General features: G+C 68.1%; 18 protein-coding genes. 3 read left to right on the forward strand and 15 right to left on the reverse strand.

Annotated elements, in window-relative coordinates; translation table 11 throughout:
• Positions 1-65: 65 nt before the first annotated feature.
• Positions 66-938 carry an alpha/beta fold hydrolase gene (locus tag R1101_RS0101515; protein ID WP_037221925.1) on the forward strand — a complete coding sequence of 291 codons (873 nt, stop codon included), beginning with the start codon at positions 66-68 and terminating at the stop codon, positions 936-938.
• A gap of 279 nt (positions 939-1,217) precedes the next feature.
• Here the strand turns inward: R1101_RS0101515 and R1101_RS0101520 are convergent, their stop codons facing one another.
• From R1101_RS0101520 to R1101_RS0101550, 6 genes are all read right to left on the reverse strand, one after another.
• A complete protein-coding gene (locus R1101_RS0101520) occupies positions 1,218-1,682 on the reverse strand; it encodes a hypothetical protein (RefSeq protein ID WP_026002771.1) in 465 nt (154 codons plus the stop codon).
• Between the two features lie 101 nt (positions 1,683-1,783).
• Positions 1,784-2,458 (reverse strand): ABC transporter permease, encoded by a 675-nt coding sequence (locus tag R1101_RS0101525; RefSeq protein ID WP_026002772.1) that lies wholly within the window; start codon positions 2,456-2,458, stop codon positions 1,784-1,786.
• Complete coding sequence (locus R1101_RS0101530; protein WP_016931726.1) at positions 2,455-3,099, reverse strand: ABC transporter permease; 645 nt, start codon at positions 3,097-3,099, stop codon at positions 2,455-2,457. The genes R1101_RS0101525 and R1101_RS0101530 overlap by 4 nt, the downstream gene beginning before the upstream one ends.
• Positions 3,096-4,223: an ABC transporter ATP-binding protein gene (locus tag R1101_RS0101535; RefSeq protein WP_016931727.1), complete on the reverse strand. Its 1,128-nt coding sequence runs from the start codon at positions 4,221-4,223 to the stop codon at positions 3,096-3,098. Before R1101_RS0101535 ends, R1101_RS0101530 begins: the two co-directional genes overlap by 4 nt.
• A gap of 16 nt (positions 4,224-4,239) precedes the next feature.
• Positions 4,240-5,151: an ABC transporter substrate-binding protein gene (locus R1101_RS0101540; protein ID WP_016931728.1), complete on the reverse strand. Its 912-nt coding sequence runs from the start codon at positions 5,149-5,151 to the stop codon at positions 4,240-4,242.
• 162 nt (positions 5,152-5,313) lie between these two features.
• Positions 5,314-7,404 (reverse strand): sensor histidine kinase, encoded by a 2,091-nt coding sequence (locus tag R1101_RS0101550; RefSeq protein ID WP_026002773.1) that lies wholly within the window; start codon positions 7,402-7,404, stop codon positions 5,314-5,316.
• Positions 7,405-7,687: 283 nt separating this feature from the next.
• On the opposite strand from R1101_RS0101550, the gene R1101_RS0101555 reads away from it, so the two are divergent.
• On the forward strand, positions 7,688-8,614 hold the full coding sequence (locus R1101_RS0101555; RefSeq protein ID WP_016931730.1) for a LysR family transcriptional regulator: 927 nt from the start codon (positions 7,688-7,690) through the stop codon (positions 8,612-8,614).
• Between the two features lie 71 nt (positions 8,615-8,685).
• Here the strand turns inward: R1101_RS0101555 and R1101_RS0101560 are convergent, their stop codons facing one another.
• The 9 genes from R1101_RS0101560 to R1101_RS0101600 all read right to left on the reverse strand — a co-directional run bounded on the left by R1101_RS0101560 (position 8,686) and on the right by R1101_RS0101600 (position 17,674).
• On the reverse strand, positions 8,686-9,531 hold the full coding sequence (locus R1101_RS0101560; RefSeq protein WP_016931731.1) for an SRPBCC family protein: 846 nt from the start codon (positions 9,529-9,531) through the stop codon (positions 8,686-8,688).
• Positions 9,532-9,582: 51 nt separating this feature from the next.
• Complete coding sequence (locus R1101_RS0101565) at positions 9,583-10,437, reverse strand: FAD binding domain-containing protein (RefSeq protein ID WP_016931732.1); 855 nt, start codon at positions 10,435-10,437, stop codon at positions 9,583-9,585.
• Positions 10,434-12,833, reverse strand: coding sequence for a xanthine dehydrogenase family protein molybdopterin-binding subunit (locus R1101_RS0101570; RefSeq protein WP_016931733.1), 2,400 nt, complete (start codon positions 12,831-12,833; stop codon positions 10,434-10,436). Before R1101_RS0101570 ends, R1101_RS0101565 begins: the two co-directional genes overlap by 4 nt.
• Complete coding sequence (locus R1101_RS0101575) at positions 12,830-13,324, reverse strand: (2Fe-2S)-binding protein (protein WP_016931734.1); 495 nt, start codon at positions 13,322-13,324, stop codon at positions 12,830-12,832. Before R1101_RS0101575 ends, R1101_RS0101570 begins: the two co-directional genes overlap by 4 nt.
• 219 nt (positions 13,325-13,543) lie before the next feature.
• Positions 13,544-14,686 carry an XdhC family protein gene (locus R1101_RS0101580; protein WP_016931735.1) on the reverse strand — a complete coding sequence of 381 codons (1,143 nt, stop codon included), beginning with the start codon at positions 14,684-14,686 and terminating at the stop codon, positions 13,544-13,546.
• Positions 14,679-15,791, reverse strand: a complete 1,113-nt coding sequence (locus R1101_RS0101585) for a vWA domain-containing protein (RefSeq protein WP_016931736.1) — start codon at positions 15,789-15,791, stop codon at positions 14,679-14,681. The genes R1101_RS0101580 and R1101_RS0101585 overlap by 8 nt, the downstream gene beginning before the upstream one ends.
• Entirely contained in the window at positions 15,788-16,681 is an 894-nt protein-coding gene (locus tag R1101_RS0101590) for an AAA family ATPase (protein WP_016931737.1), read from the reverse strand. The genes R1101_RS0101585 and R1101_RS0101590 overlap by 4 nt, the downstream gene beginning before the upstream one ends.
• A gap of 86 nt (positions 16,682-16,767) precedes the next feature.
• On the reverse strand, positions 16,768-16,980 hold the full coding sequence (locus R1101_RS0101595) for a hypothetical protein (RefSeq protein WP_016931738.1): 213 nt from the start codon (positions 16,978-16,980) through the stop codon (positions 16,768-16,770).
• Positions 16,981-17,341: 361 nt separating this feature from the next.
• The gene (locus R1101_RS0101600; protein WP_016931739.1) at positions 17,342-17,674 is read right to left on the reverse strand and encodes a MerR family transcriptional regulator; all 333 of its coding nucleotides are present in this window, start codon (positions 17,672-17,674) and stop codon (positions 17,342-17,344) included.
• A gap of 151 nt (positions 17,675-17,825) precedes the next feature.
• On the opposite strand from R1101_RS0101600, the gene R1101_RS0101605 reads away from it, so the two are divergent.
• A complete protein-coding gene (locus tag R1101_RS0101605; RefSeq protein WP_016931740.1) occupies positions 17,826-18,251 on the forward strand; it encodes an Hsp20/alpha crystallin family protein in 426 nt (141 codons plus the stop codon).
• The last annotated feature ends 91 nt before the right edge of the window (positions 18,252-18,342 follow it).

The raw sequence follows: 18,342 nt of genomic DNA on the forward strand, positions 1-18,342 counted from the left end.
GAAGATCCACTCATGCCGTTCACCCGTGAATCCCTCGTCCCCGGAAACGTCCGGGCAGGAGGATGATGGCGTTGCTCACACGTTCGCCCTACCGCTGCCCCGGAGACGACAGCGTGATCCACCATGCGTGTGCAGGACTGCTGACCTATTGGAAGCGTCCCGTGAAGGAGCACGTCGCCCGTACCTCACTGGGGGAGACGTACGTGCTCACCACGGGTCCTGCGACGGCACCACCGGTCGTGGTGCTCGCGGGCGGCGACCTTCCGGCGGCTGGGCTGCGTCTGCTGGCCGAGCAGTTCGGTGAGCAGCACCGGGTCGTGCTCGTGGACGTCCCGGGTCTGCCCGGTGCGAGTGCGGGCGGCCGGCCCGACAGTCGCATCCACGCCGTCTACGGCCACTGGCTCGTCGAGGTCCTCGACGCACTCGGCGTCGAGCGGGTTCCCGTGATCGGTCTCGGCTGGTCGGCGTCGGTGGCGGCCGCGGTGGAGGATCTCGACAGGATCGAGAAGCTGGTGATCGGCGCGCCGCTGGGACTCGTTCCGCGCGTCCGGTGGCACCGCGCCCTCATCCCCGGCTTGCAGTGGCGCAACGAACCCAATCTCGAGAACACCGAGCGCTACCTCCGGGCGCTCGCGGGCTGCGATTACCGCCCCGACGAGCAGACTCTGCGGTGGTCCTGCCGCGTGGGTGCGTACTGCACGTCGCTGACGAATCTGCCCCGCCTCGATCGAGCCGTACTGCGTCGCTGGCGCGGGCATCCGGTCGAGGTGGTCGTGGGCGTCAAGGATCCTCTCGTGCAGGTCGACGCGCTGAGCAAGCTGGCCGACGACATGGGAGCGCATTTCGTGGAGATTCCCGACGCGGGTCATCTCCTCGCGGTCGAAGCGCCGGCGGCTCTGGCGGCGATGAGCGCTGCTGTGTCTATCGCGGAGAACTGAGTTTCGTCGGTCTCGGAGAACCGAGTTTCGGTCGACCGAGGCGGAAGTGGCGATGCCGGGCTGCCCCCGACGGGCGTAGTTACCAGTCCGGCATCGCTACCTCCGGTCACCTCCCGGCGGAACCCGAGCGATCGGGTACCCGATCCAGGGGCTGCGATAGTCCCCGAATTATTACGGTTTGGTCACGGGGACGCTAATGACGGTACCACTGAAAGCCGAGTCGTTGCAGATGTATGTATCGGCGCGTCACACATCCGCGATAGCGTGGTTTCGGCCGCGTCACGCGACGGCAGGGCTCCAATCGACGACGACCGACCTCGCGCCGATGTATTCCAGCAGGTCGCGAACCGGTCCGCCGAAGCGGAGCTGACGGTCGACCTCCAGCTCGTCGAGATCGTCGTCCTCCGTGCCGACGAGGATCCCGTTCGCCACGCTACGGGCCGCGGACAGCACGAGCATCTCCTCCGCAGCAACCCGTACCGGCACATCGGTCTCACCCGCGACCGCACCGACCGTCACGGCCACGTAGTCCCTGTCCTCGCCTGCGTCGTGATACGCGACCAGACGGCCGTGCAGCAGGGACTCGGGCAGGAGCCGGTCGAGCGTCACACCGGAGGGAACGCTCTCGTCGTGGGAAGGGACGCTCGAACCGGGTGCGGCAGGTCTAGCCGGGAGCTGCGCGGCGGCGTACAGAGGTACGCGCCGAGACGTCCAGCCGAAGTAGGTTTCGCGTTGCGCATACATCGCACCTGCGCCTCCTCGATAGGACTTCGTCTCTACTCGTAGTGTGCTCCGGGCCACCGACAGGTTTCCGGGCCGCCCAGGGCGCCGGAGAGCGTCCGAGGCTAGTCCCGTGAGGCGCGGACGCCGGGTGAGACGAGCAGCCGACCGAGGACGGCGAAGATCGCGAGCACCAGCAACGAGCAGATCCCGGCGAGAGCGGCACCGCCCACGACCAGTGCATAGTCGCTGCGTGCGAGACCGTCCACGATCGGTCTTCCCACTCCACCGAAACTCACCGCCGCGGCAATGGTCGCGGTCGCGACGATCTGGACGGCGGCGGTACGCATACCGACGAGCACGAGCGGCAGTGCGACCGGTAGTTGGGCCCGCAGGAGGATCTGGGACGAGGTCATCCCCATTCCTCGGGCGGCATCGGTCAGCGCCGGGTCGACCCCGCGGATCCCTTCGTAGGAGTTCAGCAGGACGGGCGGGATCGCGAGTGCCACGAGCGGCACCAGCACCGGTACCAGTCCGATCCCGTACAGCACCACCAGCAGCACGAGCAGGCCGTAGGTGGGGAGAGCGCGTGCGGCGTTCGCCGTGAGGGATACGAGCACACCGCCGCGACCCGTGTGCCCGGTCCACAGGCCGAGAGGCAACGCGAGGAGAACGGAGATCACGAACGCGAGCAGCGTGTACCCGAAGTGCTGGGCCAGTCGCGTCGGGATCCCGGAAGCACCCGACCAGTTCGCGGCGTCACCGAAGTACTCGGCGAGGTAGTGCAACAACGTTGTCATCGGCGCGCTCTCGAGGTGCCACGCATCCACGGAGTGGTGAGGCGCTGGACGAGTACGAGCACCGCGTCGACGACCAGCGCCATCACGACGGTCGCGACGATGCCGATGATCGCCAGATCGAGCCGGTCGAGTTGGACCGACGCGGTGAACAGCGCACCGAAGGCTCCCATGCCGATCAGCGCCCCGACGCTCACCATGCTGATGTTCGCTACCGTGGCCACACGCAGCCCGGCAATGACCGCGGGGATCGCCAGCGGCAGGTCGACGGTGAGCAGCCGGCGCGGTGTCGAGAACCCCATCGCCACCGCCGACTGGCGCACACTGTCCGGTACGGCGCGCAACCCGTCGACGACATTGGGGACGAGTCCCGCCAGTGCGTAGACGGCGAGCGGAAGGATCACCGTGGTCCGGCTGATCCCGGTGAACGCGATGAGCAGCACGAAGAAGGCAAGCGACGGAATGGAATACAGCACACTGCAGACCGTGAGCACCGGCGCATACACCCGCGGCCACCGCACACACGCCAGGCCCAGAGGTAACGCGATGACCAGGCCGAGCAGCGACGCGCCGAGCGCCATGACGAGATGATCGCCGAGCAGTTCCCAGAACGTCCCGAGGTAACCGGGAATGCGCAGGCTCACGGCGACTGCCGCATCTCGAGCCGAGGCGCGGCACCGGACTGCCGGCCGTCGTGGGCCGCGCGGGCCGCCGCCGCCACCTCTTCACCGCTGATCACCCCGAGCACGCGGCCGTCGTCGTCCACCGCCACGGCATGACCCGACGGTGAGAGCACCGCCGCGTCGAGTACGACGCGCAGTGGATCGCGTCCGGGAACGAATGCTCTTCCCACCGGGACGAATTCCGTATCGGCATTTCCGTCGCGGGCGCTGCCGTCGAGCCACCCTGCCGGATGCCTCTCGTCGTCGACGACGAGCGTCCAGCGACCGTCGCCGACGACGAGTTCGGCGTCGTCCCGGGTGACGATCGGATCCGTGCGCAAGGGCAGGTCGGCGGACGAGAAGAACGACATGAGCCGCACCCCGCGATCGATGCCGAGGAAGCCGGCGACGAAGTCGTCGGCGGGAGCAGTGAGAAGCTCCTCCGGCGTCGCGTACTGGGCGAGCACTCCGCCGGGCCGCAGGACGGCCACGCGATCGCCGAGCTTGATCGCCTCGTCGATGTCGTGGGTGACGAGCACGATGGTCTTGGCCAGAACCGACTGCAGGCGCAGGAGTTCGTCCTGCAGGTCCTTGCGGACCACGGGATCGACCGCGGAGAACGGCTCGTCCATCAACAGGATCGGGGGATCGGCCGCCAATGCGCGGGCCACGCCGACACGCTGCTGCTGCCCACCGGAGAGCTGCGCCGGATAGCGTTGCGCCAGTTCCTTTCCGAGTCCGACCCGCATGAGCACGTCCATCGCGGTGGCGCGGGCCTCCTTACGGCTCGCACCGAGCAACCGGGGCACGGTGGCGACGTTGTCGACCACCGTGCGGTGGGGGAACAACCCGGCGTGCTGGATGACGTATCCGATGCCGCGGCGCAGGATCCGGGGATCCTCGTCGAGGACGTCGCGACCCTCGACGAGCACACGCCCGCCCGTGGGTTCGACCATCCGGTTGATCATGCGTAGCGAGGTGGTCTTCCCGCACCCCGACGGCCCGACGAACACCGTCAGGGTGCCCGTCGGGACCTCGAGCGAGAGTCCGTCGACGGCGACGGTCCCGTCGGGATAGCGCTTCTCGACGTTGTCGAATGTGATCACGCGGCACCGATTTCCGTCAGTTCAGATCGTTCTGCTGTAACCATTCCTCGGCGACGACGTCGATGTCACGGCCGTCGGTGACCACCTGTCCGACCAGTGCGACGAGGGTGTCGGTGGTGAGCTTCTCGGACACGGCATCGATCTTTGCGACGTCGTCGTCGTCGAGATCGGCGCGATGCACCAGCGGGGTGACGTTCTGGGCTCCGAATACCGACTTCGGGTCCTCCAGTGCCACAAAAGGTTCGGTGCTCAGCGACGGGTCGGTGGTGAAGATGTTCGCGGCCTGCACGGTGCCGTCCGAGAGCGCCCGGATGGTGATGGGGCCGCCCGTGTCGGTGGGCACGAACTCGCGGAACTCGACTCCGTACACCTCACGCAGGCCCACGACACCCTGCTGCCGGGTCTCGAACTCCGGGGGACCCCCGAGAGCGAGCTCGCCCGCGACCGGTGCGAGATCGGCGATGCTCGTCAGGTTGTACCGCTGCGCCGTCTCCTCGGTGACGACCAGGGCATCCTTGTTCTCACCGGGAGCGGAGGCCAGGATCTCGAGTCCGTCCGGAAGAGCTTCGGACAGAGCCGCATCGACATCCTCGGTCGTGGTGGCCGTGCTGTCGGGATCGACCCGCGCGAGAAGCGCGCCGTTGTACTCCGGGATGAGCGTGATGGCACCCGATGCGACCTGGTCGTAGTAGATCTCGCGGCTGCCGATGTTGAACTGCCGGGTGACCTCGGACCCTGCGCTCTCGAGCGCCTGCGAGTAGATCTCCGCGAGCAGGACGTTCTCGGGGAAGTTCGCCGAACCGACGACGATCGCGCCGCCGTCCGCCGAATCCCCGGCGAGGGGATCGTCGTCCCCGCCGCCGGAGCAGGCTGCCAGGGCGAATACGGACACGGTGAGAAGTGCTGTGGTGCGCGCGAAGCGTTTCACGGGTTGCTCCCTCGGATACGGCACGGTCGAGGTCCGACTCTATCCCGCCGGATACCCACCGTGCCGGATTTGTCGCACGAGTGGGTCACCGGTCGTCGCCCGCGCGCTCCGAGGTGACGGGGGTGAGGACGCCGTTCACGAGCCGGGACGGCAGACTGCCTGTCACTGTCCCGCGCCGCCGGGAACTCGCCGTTCGTGCAGTCGACCGCGTCGGATGCCCGGGCTCGTCCCGGGTGTCGCGAGAACGTGTGCGACCGCGGGCTGCCGGTTCCCGGCCGTCGGCTGCGACACGGACACCGGGTCGGCGTGATACTGCTCGGTGCGGTACTGCTCGGTGCGCTCCGGAGGAGGGTCGGGCAGGCGGCGCGGCCGATCGATCCGGTACGGATCGTCGTAGTTCCTGCCGGTTCCCTTGAGCAGGCTGGTCGGCAGGTAGATGCTCGCGGTGATGCCGGCGTCGGAGGTCGAGTCGAAGGTCGGACGCAGCCGCACCGTGATGTTGTGCCGATCGGCGAGGCGCGCGACCACGAACAGGCCCATTCGGCGTGCGGCACCGGATCCGGCTTCGCCGGCCGAACCGAGTCGCATGTTGATCTCGAGGAGTTCGTCTGCGGGAATACCGATTCCGCGGTCGGCGATCTCGAGGAGAAGACCGCCGTCGACGGCGCGCGAGAACGCGAATGCCACGTTGCTCTCGGGCGGTGAGGCACGCAGTGCGTTGTCGAGGAGTTCGGCGATCATGTGGACGACGTCGGTGACTGCGCTGCCGACCAGACTGCCTTCCGGTGCATTGCCGATGTTCACGCGCTGGTAGTTCTCGACCTGCGAGACGGAGGCGCGCAGGACATCGACGAGCCGTGTGTCGGGGACCCGGCCCAGGCGTTGGCGGGTGCCGGCGAGGACGAGCAGCGAGTCGCCCGTGCGCCGCATGCGGGCGGCGAGGTGGTCGAGTGCGAACAGGTTCTGCAGACGCATCGGGTCGCGCTCCTCGTGTTCGAGCGAATCGATAAGCGCCAGCTGCTGTTCCACGAGTGTCTTGTTGCGGCGGGCGAGAGTCTCGAGCATCTCGTTCACCTGCCGTCGCAACTGGGCCTGTTCCCCGGCCAGACGCAGGGCACCCTCTTTCATGTTGTCGACGGCGCGCGCGACCTCACCGATCTCCTCGCGGGTGCGGACGCGAACCGGATCGAGTGTGACGGACTCGATTTCGGCACCTTCCTTGATCGCGGCCAAGGCGGCAGGAAGGTCCTGTTCGGCGGTGCGCAGGGTGTCGTCGCGCAGTCGGCGCAGCGGCCGCACGAGCGACATCGCGATCACGATCGCCAGGGTGAGGGCGAGCAGGAGGATGATCGCGACACCGATGGCGTTCTTGAGAGCCTCGGTGCGCGCTCCGGCCGCGAGATCGTCGAGGACGGCCACCGCGCGGGTCGCGGAACCGGAGACCTCCTCCTGGTAGACCATGAGACTCTCGAAGATCGACCCGCGCAGGGCGGCGACGTTGCCTTCGTCGTTGTCGAGGTCGGCGGTGATGCTGCGGCGGTTCTGGAGCTGGGACATGAGGCCGTCGACCCGGGCGGCGTCGGCGGCGTCGTTCTCGACGAAGGTGTCGCGAAGGACGGCCAGTCGCGCGGACTCGACGCCGAGTGCGTTGTTCCACATGAGCAGGGCGCCGTCGGTTCCCGTGCTGAGTGCGGAGTACGCAAGGACCTGGTCGAGCAGGGACCACTGGGTGTCCCACAGATCGAGGAGTGTCGCGCTCTCGCGCTGGACGGTGAGATCGTCGGTGGTGGTCGTGATGGCGCGGTAGGCGGCCTGGGCGCGGCTGACGAATCCTTCGGCGCGTTCGCTGGCCACGGTCGGCGCGAGTGTTCCCGACGATGCGCTGGCGAGCAGGCTCTCGCCTTCGGCGAGCATGCGGTTGATCATCGCGGCGATCTGCGGATCGAGATCCTTGCCGTCGATGTGATCGCGCAGGGTCGCAGCGGATTCGCGGGCGACCTGGGCGCCGTTGTCGACGGGGAGGGACAGGATCGTCGCCGCGGCGGCACCGGTGACGCTGGTGGCGTAATCGGCGAGGGTCGGCAGGATCGAGACGTTCCCGGCAGCGGCGCTGTAGGCGTCGTTCTCCTGGTACAGGTCGTACACACGGAGCGAGCCGTACAGGGTGGCGGCGACGATGGGGACGGCGACGACCACGGTCATCCTGCGCCACAGACGCCAGTTCTCCGGTGTGTGGCGCCGGAATCGACTCATGAGACCCACGATGTTCTGCCCCCGAACCTCTCTGCATGCCTGAGTCGGCGGCCGCCGAAACGGACTTCGGCGAGGAAGAACGTCGCCTTCGCAATTCGGGCCAGGGCGAATCACGGTTCGCTGCCGTCAGGACGGGGGTCAGAGTAGGTAGTACTTCGTGGCGCTCACAAGATCACTGTCCAAGTCCGATAGCTGGTATCCGACCTTGCGTATACATCACGGTCGTGCGTTACGATGCCGCCGGAATTTCCCGTTCCGCCGGGTTTCGATGTCAGGGGGGCACATGGATCTGCGACGGGTCGATCTCAACCTGCTCGTCGTACTCGATGTCCTGCTCTCCGAACGCAATGTGACCCGTGCGGCCCGTCGCCTGAACATGTCGCAGCCCGCGACGAGTACGGCTCTTGCACGCTTGCGCAAGCAATTCGACGATCCGCTCCTCGTCAAGAGCGGCCGCACGCTGCGGCCCACCGCGCGGGCCCAGGCGATCGTCGAACCGCTCCGCGAGGTGTTGCGAACCCTCGAACGTTCGGTGCTGACCGCACCCGGTTTCGACCCCGCGACGGATTCGCGCACCTTCACGATCATGACCGGCGACTACGCAGAGATCACCCTCCTGCGCCTGCTGGTCCGGGGGAGCACCCCGGCCGATATCCGTTTCGATCTGCTGCCGCTCAACGGCGCCGGACTCGATGCCTTCCGTCGATTCGAGATCGACCTGGCCGTCCTGCCGGAATACGTCCTCGAATCCCCGGAGTTCGAGAACTGCAGGAAGAGGGTCGTGCTGTCCGACAGATTCGTCGGGGCGGTGTGGTCCGGGCACCCGTACACCGGCACGAAGCTCACGCGCGAAGTACTCGGTCGGTACCCACTGCTGTCCTATGCGCCGTACTCCGAGGACACCAACCTCGGTCGAGCGTTACTGCGTGCCGGTGTGGTGGCGCGGGTCGGCGCGACCAGCGGCAACCTGGCGGTTCTCCCGTATGCACTGGAGAACACACGCCTGATCACGTTCCTCCCCGAGCGCATGGCCCGGCACCTCGCAGAAGCGGCGTCCCTGCGCATTCTCGAACCGACCTTCCCGTTGCCGCCCCTGCGCGAATTCGCCGTATGGCACGCCGAACGTGATGCGGATCCCGCGCACACCTGGCTCCGAGCGCAACTGGACCCGGTGGTCGAGCGCCGGCGCGTCGCAGCTCAGGCGGGCTGACCACGACGAACGCCGCGGACCGGCCCGTTCGACGGGGTCCGATCCGCAGCGTTCGAGTGGATCCGGCGAGGTCAGCGTCCCGATCGACGCTGAAGTATCACCGCGATGACCACGACGAGAATTGCGATCACTCCCACCGGCGCGACCCGCGTCACGACCGATCCCTTCGCGTACTGCATGAGGTCGAGCGGTTCGGCCTCGGGCTGCGGGGGTGCGGCCGGGGAGGGAATCGTCGACGGCGTGGGAGGCGCCGGCGTCATCGCCGGTGCCGGGGAGGCGCTCACCGGGCTGGGTGGCACCGACTCGTTCGGCCGCGTCTGCGCGGAGTCGCCGTCGCCGGCGCCGGGCCCGACGAATGCGCCGCCGGGCGCCTCGTCTCCCGACCCCGCGGTGGTGAGTGGCGGGCTCGCCGGCACGGATTCGTTGGGCTGCGACTCGGCTGCCTCGGCGGTCGTCCCGGCGGGGGCCGCAGCCTCGGGTCCGAGCTTCTTCGACAGGCAGTCCGCGAACTGCTCGAGGATCTTGCCGCCGACATCCGAAATCATTCCCCGCCCGAACTGGGCAGGTTTGCCGGTGATCTTCATGTCGGTCTTCACGGTGCCGTCGGTGCGGTCGCCGTCGCCGGTGAGGACGACCGTGATCGTCGCGGCCACCGTGCCGTTGCCCCGGGTGTCCTTCGCATTGGCCTCGATGACCGCCCGGCGGGCGTTCTCGTCCTTCTCCACGTACACGCCGGTGCCCTTGAACGTGAGCGCCACCGGTCCGAGTTTCACCTTGACGGTCCCGGTGAAGGTGTCGCCGTCGACGCCGGTGAGCGTCGCGCCGGGCATGCACGGCGCGACCTTCTCCGGATTCAGCAGGGCGGTCCACACCTCCTCGACCGGTGCGGGAACGGACAGTGTGTGTTCGAGTTGCATGGGGTCCTTTCCGAACAAGTGGTTCCGGGAGCAGGACGTTCTGCGGAACGCCTAGACCCCGGAGGCAGTGGTGATCGCTCGTCGGGTGAGTACCCGGGCGAGGTGGCTCCGATACTCGGCGTCGGCATTTCCGTCGGTCATGGGAGCCGTGCCCTCGGTGGCGCGCTCGGCGGCGGCGTGGATCGTCTCGGCCGTCGCAGGTTTGCCGACCAGCGATTCCTCGACGCTGCGTGCCCGGACCGGGACGGCCGCCATGTTCGTGAGGGCGATCCTGGCCCGCTCGATGGTGCCGCCCGACGCTTCGAGGGTCGCCGCGACGCCGACGATGGACCACTGCTGAGCTGCGCGATGGAACTTCTCGTAGCGCGCCGACCAGCCCGTGTGCTTGGGAACCCGGACCTCGACGAGGATCTCTCCGGGTTCGACGGCGGTCGTGAAGTAGTCCTGGAAGAAGTCGTCCGTCGCGATGGTACGACGACCGGACGGTCCGGCCACCGTGAAGGTCGCCTCGAGCGCCACGGCGGGTGCGGCGAGGTCCCCGGCCGGATCGGCGTGCACGAGCGACCCGCCGAACGTGCCGCGATGCCGGATCTGGGGGTCGGCGACGGTCGCCGTCGCCTCGGCCAGCAGCCGTGCGTGCTCCGCGACGAGCGGGTCGTGCAACACGTCGTGGTGAGTGGTGGTCGCGCCGATCACCAGCGCGTCGCCGTCGTCGCGGATGCCGCGCAGTTCGGGGATCCTGCCGAGGTCGACGAGCACCGTCGGTGCCGCCATACGCAGGCGCAGGACGGGCATGAGGCTCTGCCCACCGGCGATGACCTTCGCGTCCTCACCGGCCTCCGCCAGCGCGGCGACTGCTTCGTCGACGTCGGACGGAGCGACGTAGTCGAACGGGGCCGGAATCATTTCGTGCCTCCTCGGGCGTCGCGGAGAGCATGCCATATCCGCATCGGTGTACAGGGCATCTCGACGTCGGTGACGCCGAACGGCCGTACCGCGTCGAGTACGGCATTGACGACCGCCGGCGTGGAGGCGATGGTGCCCGCCTCGCCGACTCCCTTGACACCCAACGGATTACCCGGTGCGGGGGTATCGGTGCGATCGGTGACGAAGGGTGGCAGATCCACCGCCGTGGGCAACAGATATTCGGCGAACGACGAGCTCAGCAAGGTACCGGACTCGTCGTGCACCGCCTCCTCGTAGAGGGCCTGGGCGATGCCCTGGGCGAGTCCGCCGTGCACCTGACCTTCGACGATGAGCGGGTTCACGACGTGGCCGACATCGTCCACGCACACGTACTTGCGAATGCGCGCGTGTCCCGTCTCGGTGTCGACCTCGATCGCGCACAGATGGGTGCCGTGCGGGAACGAGAAGTTGTCGGGGTCGTAGGTCGCCTCGGAATCGAGATTCGGTTCGACGCCGTCCGGCAGGTCGTGCGCGGCGAACACCGCGAGCGCGACGTCGGTGAGCCCGACGGACTTCGACGTTCCCTTGACGCGGAACTGCCCGGACTCGAAATCCAGGTCGTCCTCGGAGCATTCGAGCAGATGCGCGGCGATCGGCCGGGCCTTGGCCACCACCTTCTCGGCGGCCTTGACGACCGCGATACCGCCCACCGCGAGCGACCGGGAGCCGTAGGTGTCGAGACCACGCGGTGAGCTCTGCGTGTCGCCGTGCAGGATCTCGATGTCGTCGAACGGGATTCCGAGCCGATCGGCGACGATCTGACTCCACGCCGTCTCGTGGCCCTGGCCGTGCGCGGACGCACCGGTGACGACCTCGACCTTGCCGGTCGGCAGCATACGGATCGCGGCGTGCTCCCACCCGCCGGCACCGTAGGAGAGCGAACCGAGCACCCGCGACGGGGCCAGGCCGCACATCTCCGTGAACGTGGAGACACCGAGGCCGAGCTGGACCGGGTCGTCGCGTTCGCGCCGTTCGGCCTGCTCACGTCGTAATGCGTCGTAGTCGAACAACTCTCGCGCCTTGGCGGTCGCGGCCTCGTAGTTGCCCGAGTCGTAGGTCAGACCCGCGACCGTATCGAACGGGAACTCCTCGTGCTTGATCCAGTTCTTCTCGCGGAGCTCGAGGGGGTCCATGGACAATTCGACGGCGAGCTCGTCCATGATGCGTTCGATCGCGAAGGTGGCCTCGGGACGGCCGGCGCCGCGGTAGGCGTCGGTGGGCACCTTGTGGGTGAACACGTTGGTGCACGCGAAGCGGTAGGAGCCGAACTTGTAGATGCCGGTGAACATGAACGCGCCGAGGATCGGTACACCCGGTGTCACCAGCCGCAGATAGGCGCCCATATCGGCGAGCAGTTCCACCTTCAGGCCCGTGACGGTGCCGTCGCGGCGGGCGGCGAGGGTGAGCTTCTGGACCTGGTCGCGTCCGTGATGCGCGGCAAGCATCGACTCGCTGCGCGTCTCGGTGTACTTGACGGGCTTGTGCAGGCGACGCGCGATGAGGAGGGTGAGCACTTCCTCCGGCGTGACCTGCAGCTTGCCACCGAAACCACCGCCGACGTCGGGGGCGATCACGCGCAGTTTGTGCTCGGGGAGGCCGAGTGTCATCGCGAGCATCAATCTCAGGATGTGCGGCACCTGAGTGGCCGACCACATGGTGATCTGTGAGGCGGTGGGATCGACGACGACCGAACGCGGTTCCATGAAGGCCGGGATGAGCCGCTGCTGCCGGAAGGTCCGTTCGACGACGACCTCCGCATCGCGGATCGCGTCCTCGACGTCGCCGCCGCTGCCGGCCTCGGCGGAGTCGAACACCCACGTCGCGCTGACGTTGGTGCCGAGATCGGGATGGACGAGGTCGTCGTCTCGTGCCGCGGTCTCGAGGTCGAGGACCACGGGCAGGTCCTCGTAGTCGACGTCGATGGCATCGAGGGCGTCGTGGGCCTCGTATGCGCTGCGGGCCACCACGACTGCGACCGCTTCACCCGCGAAGCGCACGGTGTCGACGGCGAGGGCGGGGGCGTTCGGGGTCTTCATGTCCTCGGTGATCGGCCATGCGCACGGCAGGCTGCCCTGCTCCTCGGCGAGGTCGGCGCCCGTGTAGACGGCGACGACCCCGGGCTTGCCACGGGCCTCGGAGACGTCGAGGGCGGTGATGCGGGCGTGCGCGACCGGGCTGCGCAGGATCGCCGCGTGCAGCATCCCGGGAAGCACGATGTTGTCGGTCCAGCGCGTGCGGCCGGTGATGAGGTGCTCGTCCTCCTTGCGGCGGCGCGCCCGGCCGAGTTCGGAGTCGCCGGCGCCCTCGTCGGTGGTCGGATCCACGGTGCTCGTCATCGTGCGGCCTCCTCGGTAGCTGCCGGGTTCTCGCGCAGCCGCTGCGCGGCGTCACGCGCGGCGGCCACGATGTTCTGGTATCCGGTGCAGCGGCACAGATTTCCTTCGAGACCGTGCCGTACGTCCTCGTCGTTCGGATCGGAGTTCTCGGAGAGCAGGTCGATGGTCGCCATGATCATCCCGGGCGTACAGAAGCCGCATTGCAGTGCGTGCTTCTCGCGGAACGCTTCCTGGACCGGATGCAGGTTGCCGTTCTCGGCGAGCCCTTCGACGGTGGTGACGGAGTGCCCGTCGGCCTGCACCGCGAGCACCGAGCACGACTTGACGCTGCGGTCGTCGAACAACACGGTGCAGGCACCGCAGTTGCTCGTGTCGCAACCGACCACCGTGCCCACCTTCCCGAGTCGATCTCTGAGGTAGTGGACGAGAAGCAGTCGCGGTTCCACGTCGTCCGTGTACTGCGTTCCGTCTACGGTGACAGTGATGCGCATGGGTCCTCCAAGTACCTCACGTGACGCAGTGATACAGATCACTGACACTCTGCTGCATATCACACGCAGGAAGGACCCGAATCGCCGAAATCGCCGTCGCGCTCGCGCCGATCGGAGGCGAAACCTGCCCTGAGGAACTGCATGACCGACGCCTCGAGGACAAGCCTCGGAGGAGTCCGCCTCCGTCACCGCCCAGACCTTCGCGGTCGACGGGGACGCTCAGGACTTCCGAACGCCGATGTGCTCCTCGTGGATGTGGATCGGTCCGCGTGTCTCCGCGAGCCGGCCGCCGCCCCCGCCCCATCGCAGCGCGATGATCTCGGCGGCGATCGACACGGCGGTCTCCTCGGGGGTGCGGGCACCGAGGTCCAGACCGATCGGCGACGACAGGCGTCCCAGTTCCTCCTCGGTCAGGTCCGTCTCCCGCAGGCGCTCCATGCGGTCGTCGTGGGTGCGGCGCGAACCCATCGCGCCGACGTACGCCACGTCGAGCCGCAGCGCGACCTCGAGGAGCGGCACGTCGAACTTCGGATCGTGGGTGAGAACCGTGATGACGGTGCGGGCATCCACGCGACCCGCTTCGGCCTCGGCCGCGAGATAACGGTGCGGCCAGTCCACGATCACCTCGTGGGCACCGGGGAAGCGGGCTTCGGTGGCGAACACCCCGCGCGCGTCGCACACGGTCACCGTGTAACCCAGGAACGAACCGAGCCGGGCCATCGCCGACGCGAAGTCGATCGCCCCGAACACGATCAACCGGGGCGGGGGCTGGAAGACGTTGACGAACACCGACATTCCCTCACCACGACGTTCACCGTCCGTGCCGTAGTGCAGGGTGCCCGAACGTCCGGCCTCGAGCAGGCCGCGCGCGTCGTCGACGACGGCGTCGTGCATGCGTGACGAGGCGAGCTGCCCGTCCGCGCGGTCGCGCCACACGACCATCCGCCGCCCCCGCACCGCCGGGTCGGGATGGGCGGTGACGGTCGCGAGAGCGACGGGCTCGCCCGCCCGGACGGAGCCGAGCAGGTCGGTGAAGGCGGGAAAGGAGTCCGCATCGATCCGTTCGACGAAGACGTCGATGATGCCGCCGCACGTGAGGCCGACGGAGAACGCGTCGTCGTCGGAGACCCCGTAGCGCTGCAGCACCGGCTGCCCGCTCGCGATGATCGATCGGCCGAGTTCGTAGACATCGCCCTCGACGCATCCGCCCGAGACACTGCCGGTGACGGTCCCGTCCTGGGCGACCAGCATCGATGCACCCGGGCCCCGCGGTGCCGACCGGAAGGTGGAGACCACGGTGCCCACCGCGACGGTCTCCCCGGCCCGGTATCGCCGGTCGAGTTCGTCCAGAATTTCACGCACGCCGAACCTCCTCGAGAAGTTCTTCCAGTGTCGCGAGGCTGTGTCCCGCGAGCAGACGATCGATGTGCGGCAGCGCCGCGGAGATACCCGACTGGATCGGTTCGTAGCCCTCGCCGCCGGCGTGCGGGTTCACCCACAGCACGCGGTGCGCGAGGCGGTGCAGCTGCGCCATCTGCTCCCCGAGCAGTGAGGCGTCGCCGCGTTCCCAGCCGTCGGAGAAGATCACGACCACCGCACCCCGCGCGAAACCCCTACGCCCCCAACGGTCCAGGAAGGCGTGGAGAGTGTCGCCGAGGCGTGTCCCGCCGGCCCAGTCGGGTACCGCTCGTGCGGCCCCGGCGAGCGCGACGTCCGGGTCGCGGGCTCTCAGCGCCCGCGACAGGCGGGTCAGCCGCGTGCCGAGGGAGAACACCTCGGTGGACGACGGGGCGGCACGTGTGACGACGTGCGCCAACCGCAGCAGCGCGTCGGCGTAGGGACTCATCGACCCGGACACGTCGATGAGCAACACCACCCGGCGCGTTCGGGTCGCCCGCGCACGGTGCCGTGGCCGGACGGGTTCGCCTCCGCTCGCCAGCATGTCGCGCAGGGTGTGCCGCGGATCCACCGGTCCGCGCCGGGAAGGCTTCGAACGCAGTGCCCGACGTGTCGGCGGACGGGGCTGCAACCGCGCGAGCAGTTCGGCGAGATGAGCGCGTTCGGCGGTCGTCAGTTCGGCCACGTCGCGATGACGGAGGACATCGGTGTCGTCCGCCGCGACCTGCAGTCGTGGTGCCTCGTCCCCGGAGTCGCCGTCGGCGCCCTCGCCTCGGGACAGTGCGGCGATCCGCGCGGTGCGGGTGCGTTGCCCGTGGGTCCGCGAGCCGGTCGGGACGGTGTCACCGAACCAGTGGACGAAGGCCGCGTCGTAGCGGGCCGTGTCGTCCGGTGTGCGGCACAGCGTGGCGCGACCCGCCCAATAGACCTGGACGGGATCCCCGACGTCGACGTGTCCCAGGGCGTCGAGATAGGTGGCGGTCGCGTCGAGGGCGACGGGCAGACCGGCGGCGGCGAGGACGCGGCCGAAACCTGAGAGGCCGACGACCGGGCCGGCGGCGGTCGTCACCCCACCCTCGGTAGGTCGAGACCGGTTCGGGTGACACGGTCGATGTCCTCGCGGTACTTCAGGACCGCGCCGAGTGTCGCCGCGGCGGTCGCCGCGTCGAGGACGTCGCGATCGAGGGCGAGCAGTGCGCGTGCCCAGTCGAGGGATTCGGCGATACCGGGCGGTTTGAGAAGTTCCTGTCCGCGGAGCGACTGCACCGCGCGGGCGATCTGCTCGGCGAGCGGTCGCCCCAGTCCCGGTAGCCGCCGCTGCAGGATCGCGACCTCGCGTTCGAGATCGGGATGCTCCACCCAGTGGTACAGACAGCGGCGTTTGAGTGCATCGTGCACCTCGCGGGTCCGGTTGGAGGTGAGCACCACCAGAGGTGGGACCTCGGCACGGACCTCACCGAGTTCGGGGATCGTCACGGCGTTCTCGTCGAGCAACTGGAGCAGAAATGCCTCGAACTCGTCGTCGGCACGGTCGATCTCGTCGACGAGCAGCACGCACGGTGACTCGGTGAGTGCTCGCAGCAACGGACGGACGAGGAGATAGCGCTCCGTGTACAGGGAACGTTCGGCGGTGTCCGCGTCGAGCGCACCGTCGCTCGCCGCCTCGAGCGACCGTAGGTGGAGCAGCTGCCGGGGAAAATCCCAGTCGTAGAGGGCCTGCGAGGCGTCGATGCCCTCGTGGCACTGCAGACGGATCATCGGAAGGTCCAGGGCCCGGGCGAGTGCCGCTGCGAGCGAGGTCTTCCCGGTGCCGGGTTCGCCTTCGCAGAAGAGCGGGCGACCCATGCGCATCGCGAGGAACACGACGGTCGCCAGTCCGTCGTCGGCGAGATAGCCCGTCGTGTCGAGCGCAGCCGAGAGTTTCTCGGGTGAATCGATGCGTGTCGCGTCGCCGGCCATGAGGCGAGCCTAGATGCTCACCCGCCTCCGGACCGGCGACTGCGACTATCGAACGGCTCAGCCGTCGGGACGATCGGCCGGCCGGTTCAGCCGTCGGTGTGCGCGAGCTGTGTTGCCCCGTCGACGAACAGGGTTGCGCATCCGGGGCACAGCGTGGTCGGCCCGGTGGCCCAGCCGTTCACCTGGGCGTGGAGTTCGGCCTGCAGTCGACTCCGTGCGGCAGTGCGGTAGCAGTGATCGCAATGGTCGCAACGGAAGACCCACCGGTCACCGGCAAGCGGGTCGCGGCGCGGCATCATGTGTCCACCTCGGTGTGGTCGAATCGGTCGGAACTGTCTGCGGGGGTGTCGGTCCGGTCAGGGAACGGACTTTCCCATGACACGGGCCCACCATGCGTCGAGTGGGCTGGGATCAGGCCAGCGAATCGTGTCGTCTGCGATGGAATGCGGCCGGGACGCGATGTCTTCACGTCCGCTTTCGGCGCTCGGTGAATCGGAATGTGCATTACGCACTGAGGTCACCCCTTATTGCTATCGGCGCGTCCGTTCGTCGGACACACACCTACGCACCTGTGAGGCGTTCTTCGATGCTAGCCCCCCTTCGCGCGTTCCGGGTCCGTTTTCCGGTATCTCCGCTGGTCGTCGCGCGGAGACCGAAGACCTACGACCCTCCCGGCAGGGGAGGTGGCCCGCCGCCGAGTGCGGAACGCAGGCGTGTGTTGTCCTCCTGCAGCGCCGCATTGCTTGCTTCGAGTTCGAGGATCCGGGCGACGCCGGCGATGTTGACACCTGATGCCACGAGCTCGACGATCCGTTGCACGGTCTCGAGGTCGTTCTCGCTGTAGCGACGCGTTCCACCTGCCGTACGGGCAGGATTGAGCAGGCCCCGGCGTTCGTACAGGCGCAGGGTCTGCGGGTCGAGCCCCGAGAGTTCGGCGGCCACGGAGATCCCGTAGACCCCGCGCTGGGCGCGCAGAAAAGGATCGTGCGTCATCGTCTCCTCCGGTGGGCCGAGTGGGCCGCAGCTGCCCAAAGTCTTGACCGAAGTGTATCAGCAGCGCCATAATAAATCTGTGTCAACTGGCACAGATAATTGACGGAATGTGGCCGTCACGAACGGCCGGACAGTCGGAGGTGACAGACCGATGTTGATGCGCACCGACCCGTTCCGCGACGTCGATCGTTTCGCGCAGCAGGTGCTCGGCACCATGGCCCGTCCCGCGGTGATGCCGCTCGACGCATGGCGGGAGGGCGACCGTTTCGTCGCGGAGTTCGATCTCCCCGGCGTCGACGCCGAGTCGATCGAACTCGATGTCGAGCGCAACGTGCTCACCGTTCGCGCCGAACGCCCGGAAGTCGACCGGGACAAGGAGTTCATCTCGACCGAGAGGCCGCGAGGCGTCTTCACCCGTCGGTTGTTCCTCGGCGATACCCTCGACACCGATCGAATCGAAGCGCAGTATCGGGGTGGTGTTCTGCGCGTGACGATTCCGGTCGCGGAGAAGGCGAAGCCGCGCAAGATCTCCGTGATCGACGCGGAAGGCAACGGACAAACCGCGATCGAGAACTGAGTCGCTGCGAACGAACCGGGCCCGGGATCATTCCCGGGTCCGGTTCCTGTTGCTCCGCTTACGGTTTGAGGCCGATCTTGATGGCGCCGTC

This window comes from Rhodococcus sp. R1101, from assembly GCF_000278445.1.
GTDB classification, from domain to species: domain Bacteria; phylum Actinomycetota; class Actinomycetes; order Mycobacteriales; family Mycobacteriaceae; genus Rhodococcus; species Rhodococcus gordoniae.

Coding starts and splice junctions, on each gene's coding strand:
- R1101_RS0101515 (WP_037221925.1), top strand. CDS start 66: ATGGCGTTGCTCACACGTTCGCCCTACCGCTGCCCCGGAGACGACAGC.
- R1101_RS0101555 (WP_016931730.1), top strand. CDS start 7,688: ATGGATCTGCGACGGGTCGATCTCAACCTGCTCGTCGTACTCGATGTC.
- R1101_RS0101550 (WP_026002773.1), bottom strand. CDS start 7,404: ATGAGTCGATTCCGGCGCCACACACCGGAGAACTGGCGTCTGTGGCGC.
- R1101_RS0101525 (WP_026002772.1), bottom strand. CDS start 2,458: ATGACAACGTTGTTGCACTACCTCGCCGAGTACTTCGGTGACGCCGCG.
- R1101_RS0101590 (WP_016931737.1), bottom strand. CDS start 16,681: ATGGCCGGCGACGCGACACGCATCGATTCACCCGAGAAACTCTCGGCT.
- R1101_RS0101570 (WP_016931733.1), bottom strand. CDS start 12,833: ATGACGAGCACCGTGGATCCGACCACCGACGAGGGCGCCGGCGACTCC.
- R1101_RS0101565 (WP_016931732.1), bottom strand. CDS start 10,437: ATGATTCCGGCCCCGTTCGACTACGTCGCTCCGTCCGACGTCGACGAA.
- R1101_RS0101605 (WP_016931740.1), top strand. CDS start 17,826: ATGTTGATGCGCACCGACCCGTTCCGCGACGTCGATCGTTTCGCGCAG.
- R1101_RS0101520 (WP_026002771.1), bottom strand. CDS start 1,682: ATGTATGCGCAACGCGAAACCTACTTCGGCTGGACGTCTCGGCGCGTA.
- R1101_RS0101575 (WP_016931734.1), bottom strand. CDS start 13,324: ATGCGCATCACTGTCACCGTAGACGGAACGCAGTACACGGACGACGTG.
- R1101_RS0101595 (WP_016931738.1), bottom strand. CDS start 16,980: ATGATGCCGCGCCGCGACCCGCTTGCCGGTGACCGGTGGGTCTTCCGT.
- R1101_RS0101560 (WP_016931731.1), bottom strand. CDS start 9,531: ATGCAACTCGAACACACACTGTCCGTTCCCGCACCGGTCGAGGAGGTG.
- R1101_RS0101600 (WP_016931739.1), bottom strand. CDS start 17,674: ATGACGCACGATCCTTTTCTGCGCGCCCAGCGCGGGGTCTACGGGATC.